The sequence below is a fragment of the Pseudomonas sp. EA_35y_Pfl2_R111 genome (assembly GCF_963970955.1).
In the GTDB taxonomy this organism is placed as follows: domain Bacteria; phylum Pseudomonadota; class Gammaproteobacteria; order Pseudomonadales; family Pseudomonadaceae; genus Aquipseudomonas.
In genome coordinates this window covers 553,261-570,603 of record NZ_CAXAOM010000001.1, presented here as the reverse complement: position 1 = coordinate 570,603, position 17,343 = coordinate 553,261, and the positions used below count along the sequence as shown (strand labels likewise).

The window sequence follows — 17,343 nt, the reverse complement described above, 5'->3', positions numbered from 1 at the left end:
CAGGATATCGTCATGGAAAAGACCAAAGACGGTAGTCTGTTCGCCGTGCCACGGCATGTGGCGATCATCATGGACGGTAACAATCGCTGGGCGAAGAAGCGTCTGCTGCCTGGCGTTGCCGGCCATAAAGCCGGTGTCGATGCGGTGCGTGCGGTGATTGAGGTGTGCGCTGAGGCAGGGGTCGAGGTGTTGACCTTGTTCGCCTTCTCCAGTGAAAACTGGCAGCGCCCGGCCGAGGAGGTCAGTGCGCTGATGGAGCTGTTCCTCAGTGCGTTGCGCCGCGAGGCGAAGAAGCTCGATGCCAATGACATCAGCCTGCGCATTATCGGTGATCGCTCGCGCTTTCACCCTGAGCTGCAGGCCGCGATGCGTGAGGCTGAGGCGCAGACTGCCGGTGACAAGCGCTTTGTCCTGCAGGTGGCGGCCAACTACGGCGGCCAGTGGGATATCGCTCAGGCGGCGCAGCGTTTGGCCCGTGAAGTTCAAGGAGGTCATTTGCGCGCCGAGGACATCACCCCCGAGCTGCTACAGAGCTGCCTGGTCACCGGCGATTTGCCGCTGCCAGATCTGTGTATCCGTACCGGTGGCGAACACCGCATCAGTAATTTTCTGCTCTGGCAGCTGGCTTACACCGAGCTGTATTTCTCCGGCCTGTTTTGGCCGGATTTCAAACACGACGCCATGCGCAAAGCCTTGGCCGATTTTGCTAGCCGTCAGCGTCGCTTTGGGAAAACCAGCGATCAGGTGGCAGCTGAGGTCCGTAGCTGATGCTCAAACAACGAATTATCACGGCACTGGTGCTGTTGCCATTCGCCTTAGGTGGCTTCTTTCTGTTAGACGGCGCGCTGTTTGCGCTGTTTATCGGCGCAGTGGTCAGCCTGGGCGCCTGGGAATGGGCGCGCCTGGCAGGTTTTACTGCGCAAATGCAGCGGGTGGCCTACGCCGCGCTGGTAGCAGGCTTATTGTTCGGCTTGTACCTGCTGCCCGCTTTGGCGCTCTGGGTGCTGTGGGCTGGCGTGGCGTGGTGGGCGGTGGCGACCTTTCTGGTGCTGGGCTATCCGGCCAGCAGCCGATACTGGGCGCAGGCACCGGTCAGGTTGCTGATTGGTCTGCTGATTCTGCTGCCGGCCTGGCAGGGCCTCGTACTGTTTAAGCAATGGCCTGAAGCAAACTGGCTGATCCTCGCGGTGATGGTGCTGGTATGGGGTGCGGATATCGGCGCCTATTTCTCCGGGCGACGCTTCGGCAAGCGCAAGCTGGCCCCGCGGGTGAGTCCCGGTAAAAGCTGGGAGGGGGTGTTCGGTGGCTTGTTGGCAACGCTGCTGATCTGCGTGGGTGTGGCGATTTACCGTGACTGGTCGTTTGCCAGCCTGCTGCTGGGCCTGCTCGGCACGGCCGTGGTGGTGCTGATCTCGGTGGTCGGCGACTTGACCGAAAGCATGTTCAAGCGCCAATCTGGGGTGAAGGACAGCAGTAATCTGCTGCCAGGCCATGGCGGTGTGCTCGACCGTATCGACAGCCTGACAGCGGCGATTCCGGTGTTTGCCGCGTTGCTGTGGTTGGCGGGCTGGGGCCCGCTGTGAGTCAACCGCAGCAGATTACCGTGCTGGGGGCAACCGGCTCGATCGGTCTAAGTACCCTCGATGTCATTGCTCGTCATCCTGAGCGTTATCAAGTATTCGCGTTGTCTGGTTTCAGTCGCCTGGCTGAGCTGGAAGCGTTGTGCATGATCTACCGGCCGCGCTTTGCAGTGGTGTCGCAGGCTCTGGAAGCCCGCGATCTGCAGGAATGTTTACGTGCTGCCGGCCTGGCCACTCAGGTGCTACATGGCCCCGAGGGCTTGTGTGAAGTGGCGGCGCATCCTGAAGTGGATGCGGTGATGGCCGCTATCGTCGGTGCAGCGGGTTTGCCGCCGACCCTGGCGGCGGTCGAGGCCGGCAAGAAGGTATTGCTGGCAAATAAAGAAGCCCTGGTGATGTCGGGCGCGCTGTTTATGCAGGCTGTGCGTAAAAGTGGTGCTGTGCTGCTGCCAATCGACAGCGAACATAATGCGATTTTTCAGTGCTTGCCCGGTGGTTACGCTCGCGGACTGCAGTCAGTCGGAGTGCGGCGTATTCTGCTGACCGCTTCGGGTGGGCCGTTCCGCGAAATGCCGCTGGAGCAGTTGCATGCGGTCACACCCGAGCAGGCGTGCGCCCATCCCAATTGGTCGATGGGGCGAAAAATCTCGGTCGACTCGGCAAGCATGATGAACAAAGGTCTGGAGTTGATCGAGGCCTGTTGGTTGTTTGATGCCGCGCCGGCGCAGATTGAAGTGGTGGTGCATCCACAGAGCGTGATTCATTCGCTGGTCGATTATGTCGATGGCTCGGTGCTGGCTCAGTTGGGTAATCCGGATATGCGCACGCCGATCAGTCACGCTCTGGCCTGGCCGGAGCGTATTGATTCGGGTGTTGCGCCTCTGGATCTGTTTGCTATCGCGCGGCTAGATTTTCAGGCGCCGGACGAGCAGCGCTTCCCTTGTCTGCGTCTGGCGCGCGAAGCAGCCCAGGCCGGAGGTACAGCGCCGGCCATGCTCAATGCGGCTAATGAAGTGGCGGTTGCCGCGTTCCTTGAGCGGCGCATCCGCTTTCCCGAGATCGCGAGTATGATCGAAGACGTTCTGCACACCGAGCCCGCCCTGGCGGTTCAGAGTCTGGATACCGTGCTGGCCGCTGATGGTCGCGCCCGCCATCTGGCTGAGCAATGGCTGAGTCGGCGCTGATCGCTGACGCGGAGAAGTTTGATGAGTGCGCTTTATATGCTGGTCGGTACCCTGGTTGCACTTGGGGTGCTGGTAACCATTCACGAATACGGACACTTCTGGGTCGCCCGTCGTTGCGGCGTCAAGGTGCTGCGGTTTTCTGTCGGCTTTGGCAGCCCGCTGCTGCGTTGGCATGACCGCCAGGGGACTGAGTTTGTTTTGGCCGCCATCCCGCTGGGCGGCTACGTGAAGATGCTCGATGAACGCGAAGGCGATGTGCCGCCGGAGTTGCTTGACCAATCGTTCAATCGCAAGTCGGTTCGCCAGCGCATTGCTATCGTGGCGGCTGGGCCGGTGGCGAATTTCCTGCTTGCGCTGCTGTTCTTCTGGGTTGTGGCGATGCTGGGTAGCCTGCAGGTGCGCCCGGTTATCGGTGCGGTCGAGGCGGGCAGTCTGGCCGATGTTGCCGGCCTTCAGGCAGGGCAGGAAATCGTCGCAATTGATGGCCAGTCCACCACCGGCTGGGCTGCAGTAAATCTGCAACTGGTCAGTCGCTTGGGTGAGAGCGGTCGCCTGGATCTGGCGGTGCGCGAGCCGGGCTCCTCGGTCGACAGCCCCCGGCAGATCGTACTGGACAACTGGTTGCGTGGCGCCGATGAGCCGGACCCTATCGCTTCTTTGGGGATTCGTCCGTGGAGGCCCGTGCTGCAACCGATTCTGGCGCAGCTTGATCCTGGGGGGCCGGCATTTGCGGCGGGCTTGCAGGTCGGTGATCGCCTACTTGCCCTTGACGGCCGACCTTTGGCTGATTGGCAGCAGTTGGTAGATCAGGTCCGCGGATTGCCGGGTAAAACGATTAATCTGCAGGTGGAGCGTCAAGGCCAGCAGTTGGATGTGCCGCTGACCCTGGCTGCCCGTGGTGAGGGTGAGGCGCTCAGCGGTTATCTGGGTGCTGGCGTGGCGGGTGGCGAATGGCCGGCCGAGATGCTGCGCGAGGTCAGCTATGGCCCGCTAGAAGCCATCGCCGAAGGTGCCAAAAACACATGGACGATGAGTGTTCTGACCCTTAATTCTCTAAAGAAAATGCTGTTTGGCGAGCTCTCGGTAAAAAACTTGAGCGGGCCGATAACCATTGCTAAAGTGGCGGGCGCTTCTGCTGAGTCAGGTTTGAGTGATTTCCTGAAATTTCTCGCCTACTTGAGCATTAGTCTGGGGGTTCTTAATTTATTGCCTATTCCCGTGCTGGATGGGGGGCATCTGCTTTTTTATCTGGTCGAATGGGTGCGTGGTCGCCCGCTGTCGGAACGGATACAGGGTTGGGGGATGCAGATCGGCATCAGTTTGGTCGTCGGGGTGATGTTGCTGGCCCTGGTGAACGACTTGGGCCGCCTGTAGCCGCTGCTGAATTACGCTCTCGGTACGAACAAGACGTGTCGCACTTAGCGGCAGATTTTTTATTGTCAGTTGGAATAAGAAAGGACTTCATGAAACGTCTGCTGCTACCTGCGGTGCTTGCCGCACTGATGATCACCGAAGTTCACGCCGAGTCCTTCACCATCTCCGATATCCGGGTCACCGGTCTGCAGCGTGTTTCCGCTGGCAGCGTATTTGGAGCCTTGCCTCTTAACGTGGGTGCGCAAGCCGACGACCGATCACTGGTTGAGGCGACACGTGAACTGTTCAAAACCGGTTTTTTCCAGGACATCCAGCTCGGTCGCGATGGCGATGTTCTGGTTGTTACCGTGGTCGAGCGCCCGTCGATCTCCAGCATCGAGATCGAGGGCAACAAGGCCATTAGCAGCGAAGACCTGCTCAAGGGCTTGAATCAGTCCGGTCTGGCCGAAGGCGAAATTTTCCAGCGGGCTACTCTGGAAGGCGTGCGCAACGAGTTGCAGCGTCAGTATGTCGCTCAAGGTCGTTACTCAGCTGAAATCGAAGCTGAAGTAATTCCGCAGCCGCGTAACCGCGTGGCGCTGAAGATCAATATTAATGAAGGTTCGGTTGCCGCCATTCAGCACATCAACGTGGTGGGCAACTCGGTCTTCTCCGATGAGGACTTGATTGATCTGTTCGAGCTGAAGACCACCAACTGGCTGTCCTTCTTCAAAAATGATGACAAGTACGCCCGCGAGAAACTCTCCGGCGACTTGGAACGTCTGCGCTCCTATTACCTGGACCGTGGCTATATCAATATGGATATCAGCTCGACCCAGGTATCCATCACCCCAGACAAGAAGCATGTCTATGTCACGGTCAACGTTGATGAAGGCGAGAAGTACACGGTGCGTGAGGTCAAACTCAGCGGTGAGCTGAAAGTGCCGGAAGAGGACGTACGTGCTTTGCTGCTGGTTCAGGAAGGTCAGGTGTTCTCGCGCAAGGTGATGACCACGACCTCCGAGCTGATTACCCGCCGCCTGGGTAACGAAGGCTATACCTTTGCCAACGTCAACGGCGTTCCAGAAGCCCATGACGATGGCACCGTTTCGATTACCTTTGTGGTCGATCCTGGCAAGCGCGCCTACGTTAACCGCATCAACTTCCGTGGCAACACCAAGTCTGAAGATGAAGTGCTGCGCCGTGAAATGCGTCAGATGGAAGGCGGCTGGGCTTCAACCTACTTGATCGATCAGTCCAAGACTCGTCTGGAGCGTCTGGGCTACTTCAAGGAAGTCAACGTTGAAACCCCGCAGGTGCCGGGTACCGATGACCAGGTCGACGTCAACTACAGCGTTGAAGAGCAGGCTTCCGGCTCGATCACGGCCAGTGTTGGTTTTGCTCAGAATGCGGGCCTGATTCTCGGTGGCTCGATCACTCAGAACAACTTCCTCGGCACCGGTAATAAGGTCAGCGTCGGCTTGACCCGTAGCGAATACCAGAGCAACTACAATTTCGGTTTTGTTGACCCCTACTGGACGCCAGACGGTGTCAGCTTGGGCTACAACGCCTTCTTCCGTGAGACCGATTACGACGAGCTGAATACTGATGTATCCAGCTACTCGGTGGACAGCTACGGTGCGGGCGCAAGCATCGGTTATCCAATCAGTGACACCTCGCGTCTGACTTATGGCTTGACCATACAGAACGACAGCATCGGCACCGGCGTGTATACCGTTGACGAAATCTTCGACTTTATCGATGCCGAAGGTGACAGTTACCTGAACCTCAAGGCGTCGGTTGGCTGGTCTGAGTCGACACTGAACCGTGGCGTGCTGGCGAACCGTGGTCACTCGCAAAGTCTGGTATTCGAAACCACAGTACCGGGCAGTGACCTGTCATTCTTCAAGGTGGATTACCGTGGTCAGGTCTTCAAGCCGCTAAGCAACACCTATACCCTGCGTCTGCATAGCCAGCTGGGTTATGGTGAAAGCTACGGCTCTACGTCTGACCTGCCATTCTATGAGCACTACTACGCCGGTGGTTTTAACTCGGTACGTGGTTTCAAAGACAGCAGCCTGGGTCCGCGCAGTACGCCGAGCCGAGGTACTAACCCGGGGACAGCCTTCGATCCTGATCAAGATCCACTGCCGTTCGGCGGCAACGTCCTGATTCAAGGTGGTGCTGAGTTGCTGTTCCCCATGCCGTTCGTCAAGGATCAGCGCTCTCTGCGTACTGCCCTGTTCTGGGATGTGGGTAATGTCTTCGACACTAGCTGTGGTAAGTCCCAGGAAGAGTGCGGCAGTATCGACCCTGGTAACTTGGCAAGCTCCGTTGGTGTTGGTCTGACGTGGATCACCGCCCTGGGTCCGTTGAGCTTCAGCTTGGCCATGCCAATCATCAAGCCGGATGATGCTGATACGCAGATTTTCCAGTTCTCTCTCGGTCAGACGTTCTAAACGTCGGATTTTTGAATACCAACAGTTTTGCAGGAGTTGCACCGTGCGTAAGTTGACTCAACTGGTTTTGTTAAGCGTTGCCCTGCTGGCAACTCCGGCTTTTGCCGAGATGAAAGTAGCGGTATTGAACTATCAAATGGCCTTGCTGGAATCTGACGCTGCCAAGCGTTATGCCGTGGATGCCGAGAAGAAATTCGGCCCGCAGCTGAACAAACTGAAAACCCTGGAAAGCGACGCCAAGCGCATTCAGGACCGTCTGGTTAAAGATGGCGAAAAAATGCAGACCGCCGAGCGTGAGCGCCTTGAGCTTGAATTCAAGCAAAAAGCCCGTGATTTCCAGTTCCAGTCCAAGGAGCTGAATGAGTCCAAGGCTGTTGCTGATCGTGAAATGCTGAAGAAGCTCAAGCCGAATCTGGACAAGGCCGTGGAAGAAGTTATCAAGACCGGTAACTTCGATCTGGTGCTGGAGCGCGGCGCGGTGATTGATGTCAAGCCTCAGTTCGACATCACCCGCCAGGTTATCGAGCGCATGAATCAGCTGCGCTGACCATGAGTGCAACGGTTTATACCCTTGGCCAGTTGGCCGAGCGTCTGGGCGCCACCTTGCGTGGCGACACAGACAAGCCGATCAGCGGCTTGGCCACCCTGCAGGAAGCCGGCGCTGATCAGCTGAGCTTTCTCGCCAATGCGCAGTACCGCAAGTTTCTCTCGGGCTGCCAGGCTGGCGCGGTGCTGTTGACCGCCGTTGATGCGGAAGGCTATGCCGGTAATGCCTTGGTCGTTGCTAATCCTTATCTGGCGTATGCCGAACTCTCCCATCTGTTTGATCGCAAGCCTCAAGCCAAGCCTGGCGTGCACCCAACGGCGGTGGTGGCTGCAGATGCGCAGATCGACGCGACTGCCAGTATCGGTGCCTATGCGGTGATCGAGAGTGGCGCGCAGATTGCCGCTAGCGTAACCGTTGGTGCGCAGTGCGTTGTCGGTGCGCGCTCGGTGATCGGTGAGGGCGGTTGGTTGGCCCCGCGAGTCACGCTGTATCACGATGTACGGATCGGCAAGCGGGTGGTTATTCAATCGGGCGCAGTGATCGGTGGTGAGGGCTTCGGCTTTGCCAACGAGAAGGGCGTCTGGCAGAAGATCGCGCAGATCGGCGGGGTGACCATCGGTGATGACGTCGAGATCGGTGCTAACACCACCGTCGACCGTGGCGCGCTGTCAGATACGCTGATTGGCAACGGCGTAAAGCTGGATAACCAGATCATGATCGCGCACAACGTGCAAATCGGCGACAACACGGCCATGGCCGGTTGCGCGGGTATTTCCGGCAGTACCAAGATTGGCAAGAACTGCATGATTGCTGGTGGTGTGGGCATGGTTGGGCATATTGAAGTGTGCGACAACGTGTTTGTTACCGGCATGACCATGGTTACCCGTTCGATCACCGAGCCGGGCTCCTACTCCTCGGGTACCGCCATGCAGCCAGCGGCTGAGTGGCGCAAGAGCGCGGCACGGATTCGTCAGTTGGATGACATGGCGCGGCGCCTGCAACAGTTGGAAAAGCAGCTGGCCGCCGTGACCTCAGCTGCCGACACTTCATCTGATGCCTGAGCCGGTGTTTGCCGGCTTCTCTTTTTTCTCTTACAGGCTTCTCTGCACATGATGGACATCAACCAGATTCGCGAATACTTGCCGCACCGCTATCCGTTCCTTTTGGTGGATCGGGTGGCTGAGCTGGATATTGAAGGCAAGCGTATTCGTGCCTACAAGAATGTCAGCATCAATGAGCCGTTTTTCAACGGGCATTTTCCTGAGCACCCGATCATGCCGGGCGTGTTGATCATAGAGGCCATGGCTCAGGCAGCCGGTATTCTCGGCTTCAAGATGATGGATCTGAAGCCCTCCGATGGCACCCTGTATTACTTTGTCGGCTCCGACAAGCTACGCTTTCGCCAGCCCGTGGTGCCCGGTGATCAGCTGATCCTCGAAGCCCGCTACCTGAGCAGCAAGCGCAGCATCTGGAAGTTCGAGTGCAAGGCCAGCGTCGACGGCAAGGAAGTATGCTCGGCAGAAATCATCTGTGCGGAACGCAAGCTATGAGTTTGATTGACCCTCGCGCCATCATCGATCCCAGCGCCAAGTTGGCTGACGACGTTGTCGTCGGCCCTTGGTCGATAGTCGGGGCCGATGTAGAAATTGGCGAGGGTACAGTGATCGGCCCCCATGTAATCCTTAAGGGGCCGACGCGGATCGGTAAACATAACCGCATCTATCAGTTCTCTTCGGTGGGTGAAGACACCCCTGATCTCAAGTACCAGGGCGAGGCGACCCGCCTGGTAATTGGCGATCACAACGTGATCCGCGAGGGTGTCACCATCCACCGCGGCACCGTGCAGGATCGCAGCGAAACCACCCTTGGTGACCACAACCTGATCATGGCTTATGCCCACATCGGCCATGACAGCGTGATCGGCAACCATTGCATCCTGGTCAACAACACCGCGTTGGCTGGGCATGTGTGGGTCGATGATTGGGCGATTCTCTCCGGCTTCACCCTGGTCCATCAATTCTGTCGTATCGGTGCGCACAGCTTCTCCGGCATGGGCACGGCGATCGGTAAGGATGTACCGGCGTTTGTCACGGTATTCGGCAATCCGGCTGAAGCGCGCAGCATGAATTTCGAAGGCATGCGCCGTCGTGGTTTCAGTGCCGAGGCGATTGCCGCCTTGCGCCGCGCCTACAAGATTGTCTATCGCCAGGGGCTTACGGTTGAGCAGGCGATGACCGAGCTGGCCGAGTCATCCGCAGAATTTCCCGAAGTCGCGATCTTCCGCGATTCCATTCAGGCTTCAAGCCGCGGCATTACCCGATAATTTATGACTGACCTGATGCGTGTCGCGCTGGTCGCCGGCGAGGCGTCTGGCGATATTCTCGGTGCGGGCCTGATGCAGGCCCTCAAAGCCCAAAACCCACAGATCGAATTTATCGGTGTCGGTGGTCCGCTGATGCAGGCCCAGGGGCTGAGTTCCTATTTCCCGATGGAGCGTCTGTCGGTGATGGGGCTGGTCGAGGTACTGGGCCGTCTGCCTGAGCTGCTGTCACGGCGCAAGCGCCTGATCAAGTCCTTGATCGAGGCCAAGCCGGATGTGTTTATCGGCATTGATGCGCCGGATTTCAACCTGGCCCTTGAGCTCAAGTTGCGTCAGGCCGGCATCAAGACAGTGCATTACGTCAGCCCATCCGTGTGGGCCTGGCGGCAGAAGCGCGTGCTGAAGATTCGTGAGGCTTGCGACCTGATGCTGACCCTGTTTCCGTTTGAGGCGCAGTTCTATCAGGATCATCAGGTGCCGGTGCGCTTTGTCGGTCACCCGCTGGCCGATACCATTCCGCAACAGGCGGATCGTGCAGCGGCCCGTGATGCGCTGAATCTATCGCATGATCAGTCGGTAGTTGCCCTGATGCCTGGCAGCCGTGGCGGCGAAGTGTCGCGCCTGGGTAGCCTGTTTCTCGACGCGGCCGTGCGTTTGCGCACCTTGCGCCCCGGTATCCAGTTTGTTCTGCCGTGTTCCAGCCCGGAGCGTCGTGCACAACTTGAGCAGATGTTGGTGGGGCGCGACCTGCCGCTGACCTTGCTCAACGGTCGTTCCCATGAGGCGCTGGCCGCCTGTGATGCTGTGCTGATCGCTTCCGGCACGGCGACTCTTGAAGCCCTGCTGTACAAGCGGCCGATGGTGGTGGCCTACAAGGTTGCGCCGTTGACCTATCGCATCCTCAAACGCCTGGTTACCAGTGCTTATATTTCCCTGCCGAATCTGCTGGCCGAGCGTTTGCTGGTGCCGGAAATGATTCAGGATGCTGCCACGCCTGAAGCATTGGCCCAGTTGCTGGCTCCGCTGCTTGATAGCGGCGAGGTGCAGACCGAAGGCTTTGATGTGATTCACCGGGCGTTGCGACGTGATGCCTCGGTGCAAGCCGCTCAGGCTGTGCTGCAACTGACAGGTCGCGGCTGATGCAGCTCGGACTGGATTTCACCCTGGTACAGGAGCTGGTGGCAGGCGTCGATGAGGTCGGCCGTGGTCCGCTCTGCGGCGCAGTGGTGACGGCGGCGGTGATTCTCGATCCATTGCGGCCGATTGTCGGGCTGAACGACTCGAAAAAGCTTACCGAGGCACGCCGGGAAAGGCTCTTTGACGAGATTCGCGAAAAAGCCTTGTCCTGGTGTATCGCCCGCGCCGAGGTGGAAGAGATCGACCAGCTGAATATTCTCCACGCCACCATGCTGGCCATGCAACGCGCGGTCGAGGGTTTGGGCATCATGCCCAAGCTGGCGTTGATCGACGGCAATCGCTGCCCGGTCTTGCAGATGCCCAGCTCTGCGGTGGTCAAGGGTGACAGCCAGGTGCCGGCAATTGCTGCGGCATCCATTCTGGCCAAGGTCAGCCGTGATCGGGAAATGCAACTGCTTGATGCGCAATACCCCGGTTACGGTATCGCCGGGCATAAAGGTTATCCCACCGCTGTCCATCTGGAAGCCTTGCGGCGCCTGGGACCTACCCCGATTCACCGACGCTCCTTTGCCCCGGTACGTGCGTTGTTGGACGTCTGATACCACGCTTCTGAGATTCCCTCGCTGTCCTGTGCCCGCTAGCGCTTGTCGCGCGCTGCTGCGGTTGTACAATCCCAGCCTTGTCGTTTTTGCGTTTTGTATAGGACTGCCATGACCGCTTCGTTCGTCCACCTGCGTTTACACACCGAGTTTTCCCTGGTCGACGGGCTGGTGCGGGTCAAGCCGCTGATCAAGTCGGTGGCGGCAGCCGGTATGCCGGCGGTGGCGGTTACCGATATGAGCAATATGTGCTCACTGGTGAAGTTCTATAAAGCCGCCATGGGCGGCGGCATCAAGCCGATCTGCGGTGCCGACATCTGGCTGGCCAGTGCTGATGAAGACGGTCCGCTCAGCCGCATGACACTGCTGGCGATGAATGCCAAGGGTTATCGCAACCTCACCGAACTGGTTTCGCGCGGCTGGAGCGAAGGGCAGAGCAATGACCTGGTGATCATCCAGCGTGACTGGGTCAAGCAAGCGGCCGAAGGCCTGATTGCCCTGTCTGGCGCGAAGGAGGGCGAAGTTGGCCATGCCTTGCTCGATGGCGAGCCTGCAGCGGCCGAAGCCATTCTGCGCGAGTGGCTGGAAGTGTTCCCAGAGCGTTTCTATCTGGAAGTGCAGCGCACCAACCGGGTTAATGATGAAGAGCATCTGCACGCTGCGGTAGCCCTGGCCGACAAGGTCGGCGCGCCGCTGGTGGCGACCAACGATGTGCGCTTTATCAAGCAGGACGACTTCGCCGCCCACGAAACCCGCGTGTGTATTGGCGAAGGCCGCAGCCTGGATGACCCGCGCCGTCTGCGCACCTATTCCGATCAGCAGTACCTGAAAAGCCCGGAGGAAATGGCCGAGCTGTTCAGTGATCTGCCGGAAGCGCTGGAAAATACCATCGAGATCGCCAAGCGCTGCAATATCGAAGTGCAGCTGGGCAAATACTTCCTGCCGGACTTCCCCGTGCCGGCCGGCCTGACCATGGACGAATACTTTCGCCAGGTCTCGTTTGAGGGCTTGGAGGAGCGCCTGGCGGTGCTCTGGCCGAAGGACACCACGCCGAATTACGAAGAGAAGCGCCAGGTCTATATCGACCGGTTGAATTTCGAGCTGGATATCATCATCCAGATGGGCTTCCCCGGATATTTTCTGATCGTAATGGACTTTATCAAGTGGGCGAAGAACAACGGCGTGCCGGTGGGTCCAGGCCGTGGGTCGGGTGCCGGCTCGTTGGTGGCCTATGTACAGAAGATCACCGACCTCGACCCGCTGGCCTATGACCTGCTGTTCGAGCGTTTCCTCAACCCGGAACGGGTTTCCATGCCCGACTTCGACGTCGACTTCTGCATGGACGGCCGCGACCGGGTAATTGATTACGTGGCCGAGAAATACGGCCGCAATGCGGTGAGCCAGATCATCACCTTCGGCACCATGGCGGCCAAGGCTGTGGTGCGCGATGTGGCGCGGGCGCAGGGCAAGTCCTACGGCCTGGCCGACCGCCTGTCGAAGATGATTCCCTTCGAAGTCGGCATGACCCTGGAAAAAGCCTACGAGATGGAAGAGCCGCTGCGCGACTTCCTCAAGGTCGACGAAGACGCCCGGGAAATCTGGGAAATGTCGCTCAAGCTAGAAGGCATCTGTCGCGGTACCGGCAAGCACGCCGGTGGTGTAGTGATCGCGCCAACCAAACTTACCGACTTCTCGCCGATTGCCTGCGATGACGAAGGCGGCGGACTGGTTACCCAGTTCGATAAGGACGATGTGGAATCCGCCGGCCTGGTGAAGTTCGACTTCCTCGGCCTGCGTACCCTGACCATCATCAAGTGGGCGATGGAGACCATCAACCGCGAGCAGGCCAAGAAGGGCTTGCCGGACCTGAACATCGACTTTATCCCGCTGGATGACAAACCGACGTTCAGCATGCTGCAGAAAGCCGAAACCACTGCGGTGTTCCAGCTTGAATCGCGTGGTATGAAGGAGCTGATCAAGAAGCTCAAGCCGGACTGCCTGGAAGACATGATCGCTCTGGTGGCCCTGTTCCGTCCTGGGCCGCTGCAGTCGGGCATGGTGGACGACTTTATCAACCGTAAACACGGTCGCGAGCCGATTTCCTACCCGCATCAGGACTATCAGTACGCAGGTCTTGAGCCGGTGCTGAAGCCGACCTACGGCATCATCCTGTACCAGGAACAGGTGATGCAGATCGCCCAGGTCATGGCCGGCTACACCCTCGGCGGCGCGGACATGCTGCGCCGCGCCATGGGTAAGAAAAAGCCCGAGGAAATGGCTAAGCAGCGCGGCGGCTTTATTGAAGGCTGCGCCAGCAACGGGATCGATGCGAACCTGGCAGGTAACATCTTCGATCTGGTGGAGAAGTTCGCCGGTTACGGCTTCAACAAGTCCCACTCCGCTGCTTATGGCTTGCTCTCTTATCAGACGGCCTGGCTCAAGGCTCATCACTCGGCGGCCTTTATGGCGGCAGTGTTGTCGGCGGATATGCACAACACCGACAAGGTGGTCACCCTGATCGAGGAGTGCCGCAGCATGAAGCTGCGCCTCGATGCGCCGGATGTGAACATCTCCGAATTCAAGTTCACGGTTAACAACGAAGGCTGGATCGTCTACGGCCTGGGCGCGATCAAGGGCGTAGGCGAGGGGCCAGTGGAGGCCATCGTCGAGGCGCGTCAGGACGGACCGTTTAAGGACCTGTTCGACTTCTGTTCACGGGTCGACCTCAAGCGCATCAACAAGCGCACCCTCGAGGCGCTGATTCGCAGCGGCGCGCTGGATCGTTTGGGGCCGCACTTCCATGAGGAGCTGAAAGCTTACAAAGCCAACATCGATCGCAATCGTGCGGTATTGCTAGGCGCGATGGAGGAGGCCGTGCAAGCCGCCGAACAAACCGCGCGCAGTGCCGAGAGCGGGCATATGGACTTGTTCGGCGGGGTGTTCGCCGATGCCGAGGCGGATGTCTACCTCAATCACCTACGCGCACGCGAACTGACGTTGAAAGAGCGCCTCAAGGGCGAGAAAGACACCCTGGGCCTGTACCTGACCGGTCACCCGATTGATGAGTACGAAGGTGAAGTACGGCGGTTTGCTCGCCAGCGCATCGTCGACCTGAAAGCCGCGCGCGGCGATCAGACGATTGCCGGCCTGGTGGTTAACCTGCGGGTGATGAAGAACAAGAAGGGCGACAAGATGGGGTTTATCACCCTAGATGACCGTTCCGGGCGGATCGAGGCCTCCTTGTTTGCCGAAGCGTTCAACAGCGCCCAGGCCCTGCTGCAGACCGACGCTCTGGTCGTGGTTGAGGGCGAGGTGAGCAACGATGATTTCTCTGGAGGCCTGCGCTTGCGTGCCAAACGGGTGATGAGCCTGGAGGAGGCACGTACCGGCTTGGCCGACAGCCTGCGTCTGAAGGTCGCCAGCAGCGCCTTGCAGGGCGATCGGCTGCGTTGGCTGGCCGACTTGTGCGGTCGTCATCGCGGCGCGTGCCCGATCACCGTCGACTACAGCGGGGCAGATGCCAAGGCGCAATTGCAGTTTGGCGAAGGCTGGCGCATCGAGCCGGCTGACAGTCTGATTCAGGCATTGCGTGACCAGTTCGGCCGCGACAACGTCTTTTTGCACTACCGCTGATTTGCGAGGCTCAGGCTTCGCGTTTCAGTTACGACGCCTGAACGGCTGCACGGTTTACCTGCAGTCCGGTGTCGACCTTAATGCGCCTGCTGCTATAAGGTAGGGCGCGATAACGGATACAGCTCCCGGCCACTTGGCCGTCGACGCAAGACGGATGACTATGAACCCGAATTTTCTCGATTTCGAACAGCCGATCGCCGACCTGCAAGCCAAGATCGAAGAGCTTCGCCTGGTTGGTAACGACAACTCGTTGAACATCAACGATGAAATCGCCCGCCTGCAGGATAAGAGCAGCTCGCTGACCGAAACTATTTTCGGCAATTTGAGCAGCTGGCAGATCGCCCAGCTGGCGCGCCACCCACGCCGCCCTTACACCCTAGATTACCTGCAGCACATCTTTACCGAGTTCGATGAGCTGCATGGTGACCGTCACTTCTCCGACGACGCGGCCCTGGTGGGCGGCGTTGCTCGTCTGGACGGTGATCCGGTGATGGTCATCGGTCACCAGAAAGGCCGCGAGATTCGTGAAAAGGTACGCCGCAACTTTGGCATGCCGCGCCCGGAAGGTTACCGCAAGGCGTGCCGCCTGATGGAAATGGCAGAGCGCTTCAAGATGCCGATCCTGACCTTTATCGACACCCCGGGTGCCTACCCAGGTATCGACGCCGAAGAGCGTAACCAGAGCGAAGCCATCGCCTGGAACCTGCGTGTTATGGCACGCCTGAAAACCCCGATCATCGCCACTGTAATCGGTGAGGGTGGTTCCGGCGGTGCGTTGGCGATTGGTGTGTGCGATCAGCTGAACATGCTGCAGTACTCCACCTACTCGGTGATCTCGCCGGAAGGCTGCGCCTCGATTCTGTGGAAAACCGCAGAGAAGGCTCCGGATGCTGCTGAAGCTATGGGCATCACTGCTGAGCGCCTGAAGGGCCTGGGCATTGTTGATCAGGTGATCGGTGAGCCACTCGGTGGCGCGCACAGTGATCCAGCTGCTGCTGCTGAGTCAGTACGTCAGGCGCTGCGTTCGCAATTGGACATGCTCAAGGCTTTCGATACCGACGCGCTGCTCAAGCGTCGTTATGAGCGTCTGATGAGCTACGGGATTGCCTGATTGCTCGGCAGTCGCGCATACAACGGGCCTTCGGGCCCGTTGTTGTTTTAAGCTTGGCCAATGACTCCTGTGCTTATTCGTTTGCGTGATGCCCTGCAGCCCTGGCGTAGTGCCCCTGGTTGGTGTGTCGCCCTGTCCGGCGGGCTGGATTCCACGGTGCTGTTGCACTTGTTGGCCAGCCTCGCGCAACGTGAGGTATTGCCGCCTCTTTCCGCTATCCATATCCACCATGGTTTGCAGGCTGCGGCTGATGCCTGGCCGGCGCATTGTCGTGAGCTGTGCGCGGCTTTATCCGTGCCGTTGCAGATTGAATATGTGCGGGTGGCGCCCGGTGCCAGTCTTGAGCAGGCCGCGCGCGATGCCCGTTATGCGGCCTTTGCTGCGCATCTGGGGGCTGATGAGTTGCTGCTGACCGCGCAGCATCGCGTTGATCAGGCGGAAACTCTGTTGTTTCGCCTATTGCGCGGTGCTGGGGTGCAGGGGTTGTCGGCGATGCCGGTAAGTCGAGCCCTGGGAGCCGGGCAGTTGGTTCGACCGTTGCTGAGCTGCTCGCGCGATGAGCTGTTGGCTTATGCCCGTGAGCACAGGCTGACCTGGATCGAAGATCCGTCAAATGCCGATGAGCGCTTCTCGCGTAATTACCTGCGCCGTCAGGTAATGCCTGCATTGCTCAGTCGCTGGCCGCAGGCCGTCACCAATGTGGTCCGCAGTGCCGCGCACTTAAGTGAGGCTGCGCAGTTGCTCGATGAGTTGGCGCAGCAGGATATGGCTGTGGCTGACGTGCCGGGTGAGTTTCCTTGGCTGTCTCTGCCCAATCTGGTGCTGCCTGCGTTGCGGGGACTGAGTGAGCCGCGCCAACGCAATGCTTTGCGTTTTTGGCTGCGCCCTCTGACGGCTATGCCCGACAGCGAACATTGGGCTGGTTGGCAAACGCTGCGTGATGCGGCGGTGGATGCTGCGCCCGTCTGGAAGTTGGCGGCGGGGGAGCTGCGCCGCAGTGATGAGCGTCTGTGGTGGCTATCAGGTGATTGGCTGCGCGAACCAGCGCCGCTCAGCGCTGAGGTTCAAGGCAATCAGCAACTGATATTGCCCGCCAATGGCAGTGTACGAATTGAGGGGCAGCCACCAGCGGGCAACTGGCAGTTGGGTTATCGCCAGGCCGGTGATCTGATGTTGTTACCAGGTCGCGGCCACCGTGATCTCAAACGGTTGTTCAATGAGTTACGTATTCCGGCTTTTGTACGGGATCGTCTGCCGCTGCTGCGCTTGAATAATCGGGTGGTGGCAATCGCCAACCTGTCAGGTATGCAAGGTGCCGCTGATGGCAGCTGGCAGTTGCATTGGCAGCCACCGACGAATGATCAAGGTTTGAGCTGATAAGCCCTTTCCGGTAGACTACGCTCCCGTCTTACTAGTGCTT

14 protein-coding genes are annotated in these 17,343 nt (G+C 59.0%); all 14 read left to right on the top strand.

What is annotated here, in order from left to right:
- Positions 1-12 precede the first annotated feature (12 nt).
- Entirely contained in the window at positions 13-768 is a 756-nt protein-coding gene (uppS, locus tag AACY25_RS02905) for a polyprenyl diphosphate synthase (protein ID WP_339522401.1), read from the top strand.
- Entirely contained in the window at positions 768-1,583 is an 816-nt protein-coding gene (locus AACY25_RS02900; protein WP_339522399.1) for a phosphatidate cytidylyltransferase, read from the top strand. The genes uppS and AACY25_RS02900 overlap by 1 nt, the downstream gene beginning before the upstream one ends.
- On the top strand, positions 1,580-2,764 hold the full coding sequence (gene ispC, locus AACY25_RS02895; RefSeq protein WP_339522397.1) for a 1-deoxy-D-xylulose-5-phosphate reductoisomerase: 1,185 nt from the start codon (positions 1,580-1,582) through the stop codon (positions 2,762-2,764). The genes AACY25_RS02900 and ispC overlap by 4 nt, the downstream gene beginning before the upstream one ends.
- A 21-nt stretch (positions 2,765-2,785) precedes the next feature.
- On the top strand, positions 2,786-4,138 hold the full coding sequence (rseP, locus tag AACY25_RS02890; RefSeq protein WP_339522395.1) for a sigma E protease regulator RseP: 1,353 nt from the start codon (positions 2,786-2,788) through the stop codon (positions 4,136-4,138).
- 89 nt (positions 4,139-4,227) lie between these two features.
- Positions 4,228-6,576, top strand: a complete 2,349-nt coding sequence (bamA, locus tag AACY25_RS02885; protein ID WP_339410071.1) for an outer membrane protein assembly factor BamA — start codon at positions 4,228-4,230, stop codon at positions 6,574-6,576.
- 43 nt (positions 6,577-6,619) lie between these two features.
- The gene (locus AACY25_RS02880) at positions 6,620-7,123 is read left to right on the top strand and encodes an OmpH family outer membrane protein (RefSeq protein ID WP_090248384.1); all 504 of its coding nucleotides are present in this window, start codon (positions 6,620-6,622) and stop codon (positions 7,121-7,123) included.
- A 2-nt stretch (positions 7,124-7,125) separates the two neighbouring features.
- Entirely contained in the window at positions 7,126-8,184 is a 1,059-nt protein-coding gene (gene lpxD, locus AACY25_RS02875; protein ID WP_339522393.1) for a UDP-3-O-(3-hydroxymyristoyl)glucosamine N-acyltransferase, read from the top strand.
- A 48-nt stretch (positions 8,185-8,232) separates the two neighbouring features.
- Positions 8,233-8,673 carry a 3-hydroxyacyl-ACP dehydratase FabZ gene (fabZ, locus tag AACY25_RS02870; protein WP_160015687.1) on the top strand — a complete coding sequence of 147 codons (441 nt, stop codon included), beginning with the start codon at positions 8,233-8,235 and terminating at the stop codon, positions 8,671-8,673.
- Entirely contained in the window at positions 8,670-9,446 is a 777-nt protein-coding gene (gene lpxA / locus AACY25_RS02865; protein ID WP_339522391.1) for an acyl-ACP--UDP-N-acetylglucosamine O-acyltransferase, read from the top strand. Before fabZ ends, lpxA begins: the two co-directional genes overlap by 4 nt.
- 3 nt (positions 9,447-9,449) lie before the next feature.
- On the top strand, positions 9,450-10,583 hold the full coding sequence (gene lpxB, locus AACY25_RS02860; RefSeq protein ID WP_339522389.1) for a lipid-A-disaccharide synthase: 1,134 nt from the start codon (positions 9,450-9,452) through the stop codon (positions 10,581-10,583).
- A complete protein-coding gene (gene rnhB / locus AACY25_RS02855; RefSeq protein ID WP_339522388.1) occupies positions 10,583-11,179 on the top strand; it encodes a ribonuclease HII in 597 nt (198 codons plus the stop codon). The genes lpxB and rnhB overlap by 1 nt, the downstream gene beginning before the upstream one ends.
- 111 nt (positions 11,180-11,290) lie before the next feature.
- Positions 11,291-14,812: a DNA polymerase III subunit alpha gene (gene dnaE, locus AACY25_RS02850; protein WP_339522387.1), complete on the top strand. Its 3,522-nt coding sequence runs from the start codon at positions 11,291-11,293 to the stop codon at positions 14,810-14,812.
- Positions 14,813-14,972: 160 nt separating this feature from the next.
- A complete protein-coding gene (locus tag AACY25_RS02845) occupies positions 14,973-15,923 on the top strand; it encodes an acetyl-CoA carboxylase carboxyltransferase subunit alpha (protein ID WP_339522386.1) in 951 nt (316 codons plus the stop codon).
- Between the two features lie 60 nt (positions 15,924-15,983).
- A complete protein-coding gene (gene tilS, locus AACY25_RS02840; RefSeq protein ID WP_339522385.1) occupies positions 15,984-17,300 on the top strand; it encodes a tRNA lysidine(34) synthetase TilS in 1,317 nt (438 codons plus the stop codon).
- Positions 17,301-17,343: the final 43 nt, after the last annotated feature.

What these genes read in the sequence shown, in the direction of transcription:
- uppS (WP_339522401.1), top strand. Translation starts at nt 13, where the DNA reads ATGGAAAAGACCAAAGACGGTAGTCTGTTCGCCGTGCCACGGCATGTG.
- AACY25_RS02900 (WP_339522399.1), top strand. Translation starts at nt 768, where the DNA reads ATGCTCAAACAACGAATTATCACGGCACTGGTGCTGTTGCCATTCGCC.
- rseP (WP_339522395.1), top strand. Translation starts at nt 2,786, where the DNA reads ATGAGTGCGCTTTATATGCTGGTCGGTACCCTGGTTGCACTTGGGGTG.
- bamA (WP_339410071.1), top strand. Translation starts at nt 4,228, where the DNA reads ATGAAACGTCTGCTGCTACCTGCGGTGCTTGCCGCACTGATGATCACC.
- lpxD (WP_339522393.1), top strand. Translation starts at nt 7,126, where the DNA reads ATGAGTGCAACGGTTTATACCCTTGGCCAGTTGGCCGAGCGTCTGGGC.
- fabZ (WP_160015687.1), top strand. Translation starts at nt 8,233, where the DNA reads ATGATGGACATCAACCAGATTCGCGAATACTTGCCGCACCGCTATCCG.
- lpxA (WP_339522391.1), top strand. Translation starts at nt 8,670, where the DNA reads ATGAGTTTGATTGACCCTCGCGCCATCATCGATCCCAGCGCCAAGTTG.
- lpxB (WP_339522389.1), top strand. Translation starts at nt 9,450, where the DNA reads ATGACTGACCTGATGCGTGTCGCGCTGGTCGCCGGCGAGGCGTCTGGC.
- rnhB (WP_339522388.1), top strand. Translation starts at nt 10,583, where the DNA reads ATGCAGCTCGGACTGGATTTCACCCTGGTACAGGAGCTGGTGGCAGGC.
- dnaE (WP_339522387.1), top strand. Translation starts at nt 11,291, where the DNA reads ATGACCGCTTCGTTCGTCCACCTGCGTTTACACACCGAGTTTTCCCTG.
- AACY25_RS02845 (WP_339522386.1), top strand. Translation starts at nt 14,973, where the DNA reads ATGAACCCGAATTTTCTCGATTTCGAACAGCCGATCGCCGACCTGCAA.
- tilS (WP_339522385.1), top strand. Translation starts at nt 15,984, where the DNA reads ATGACTCCTGTGCTTATTCGTTTGCGTGATGCCCTGCAGCCCTGGCGT.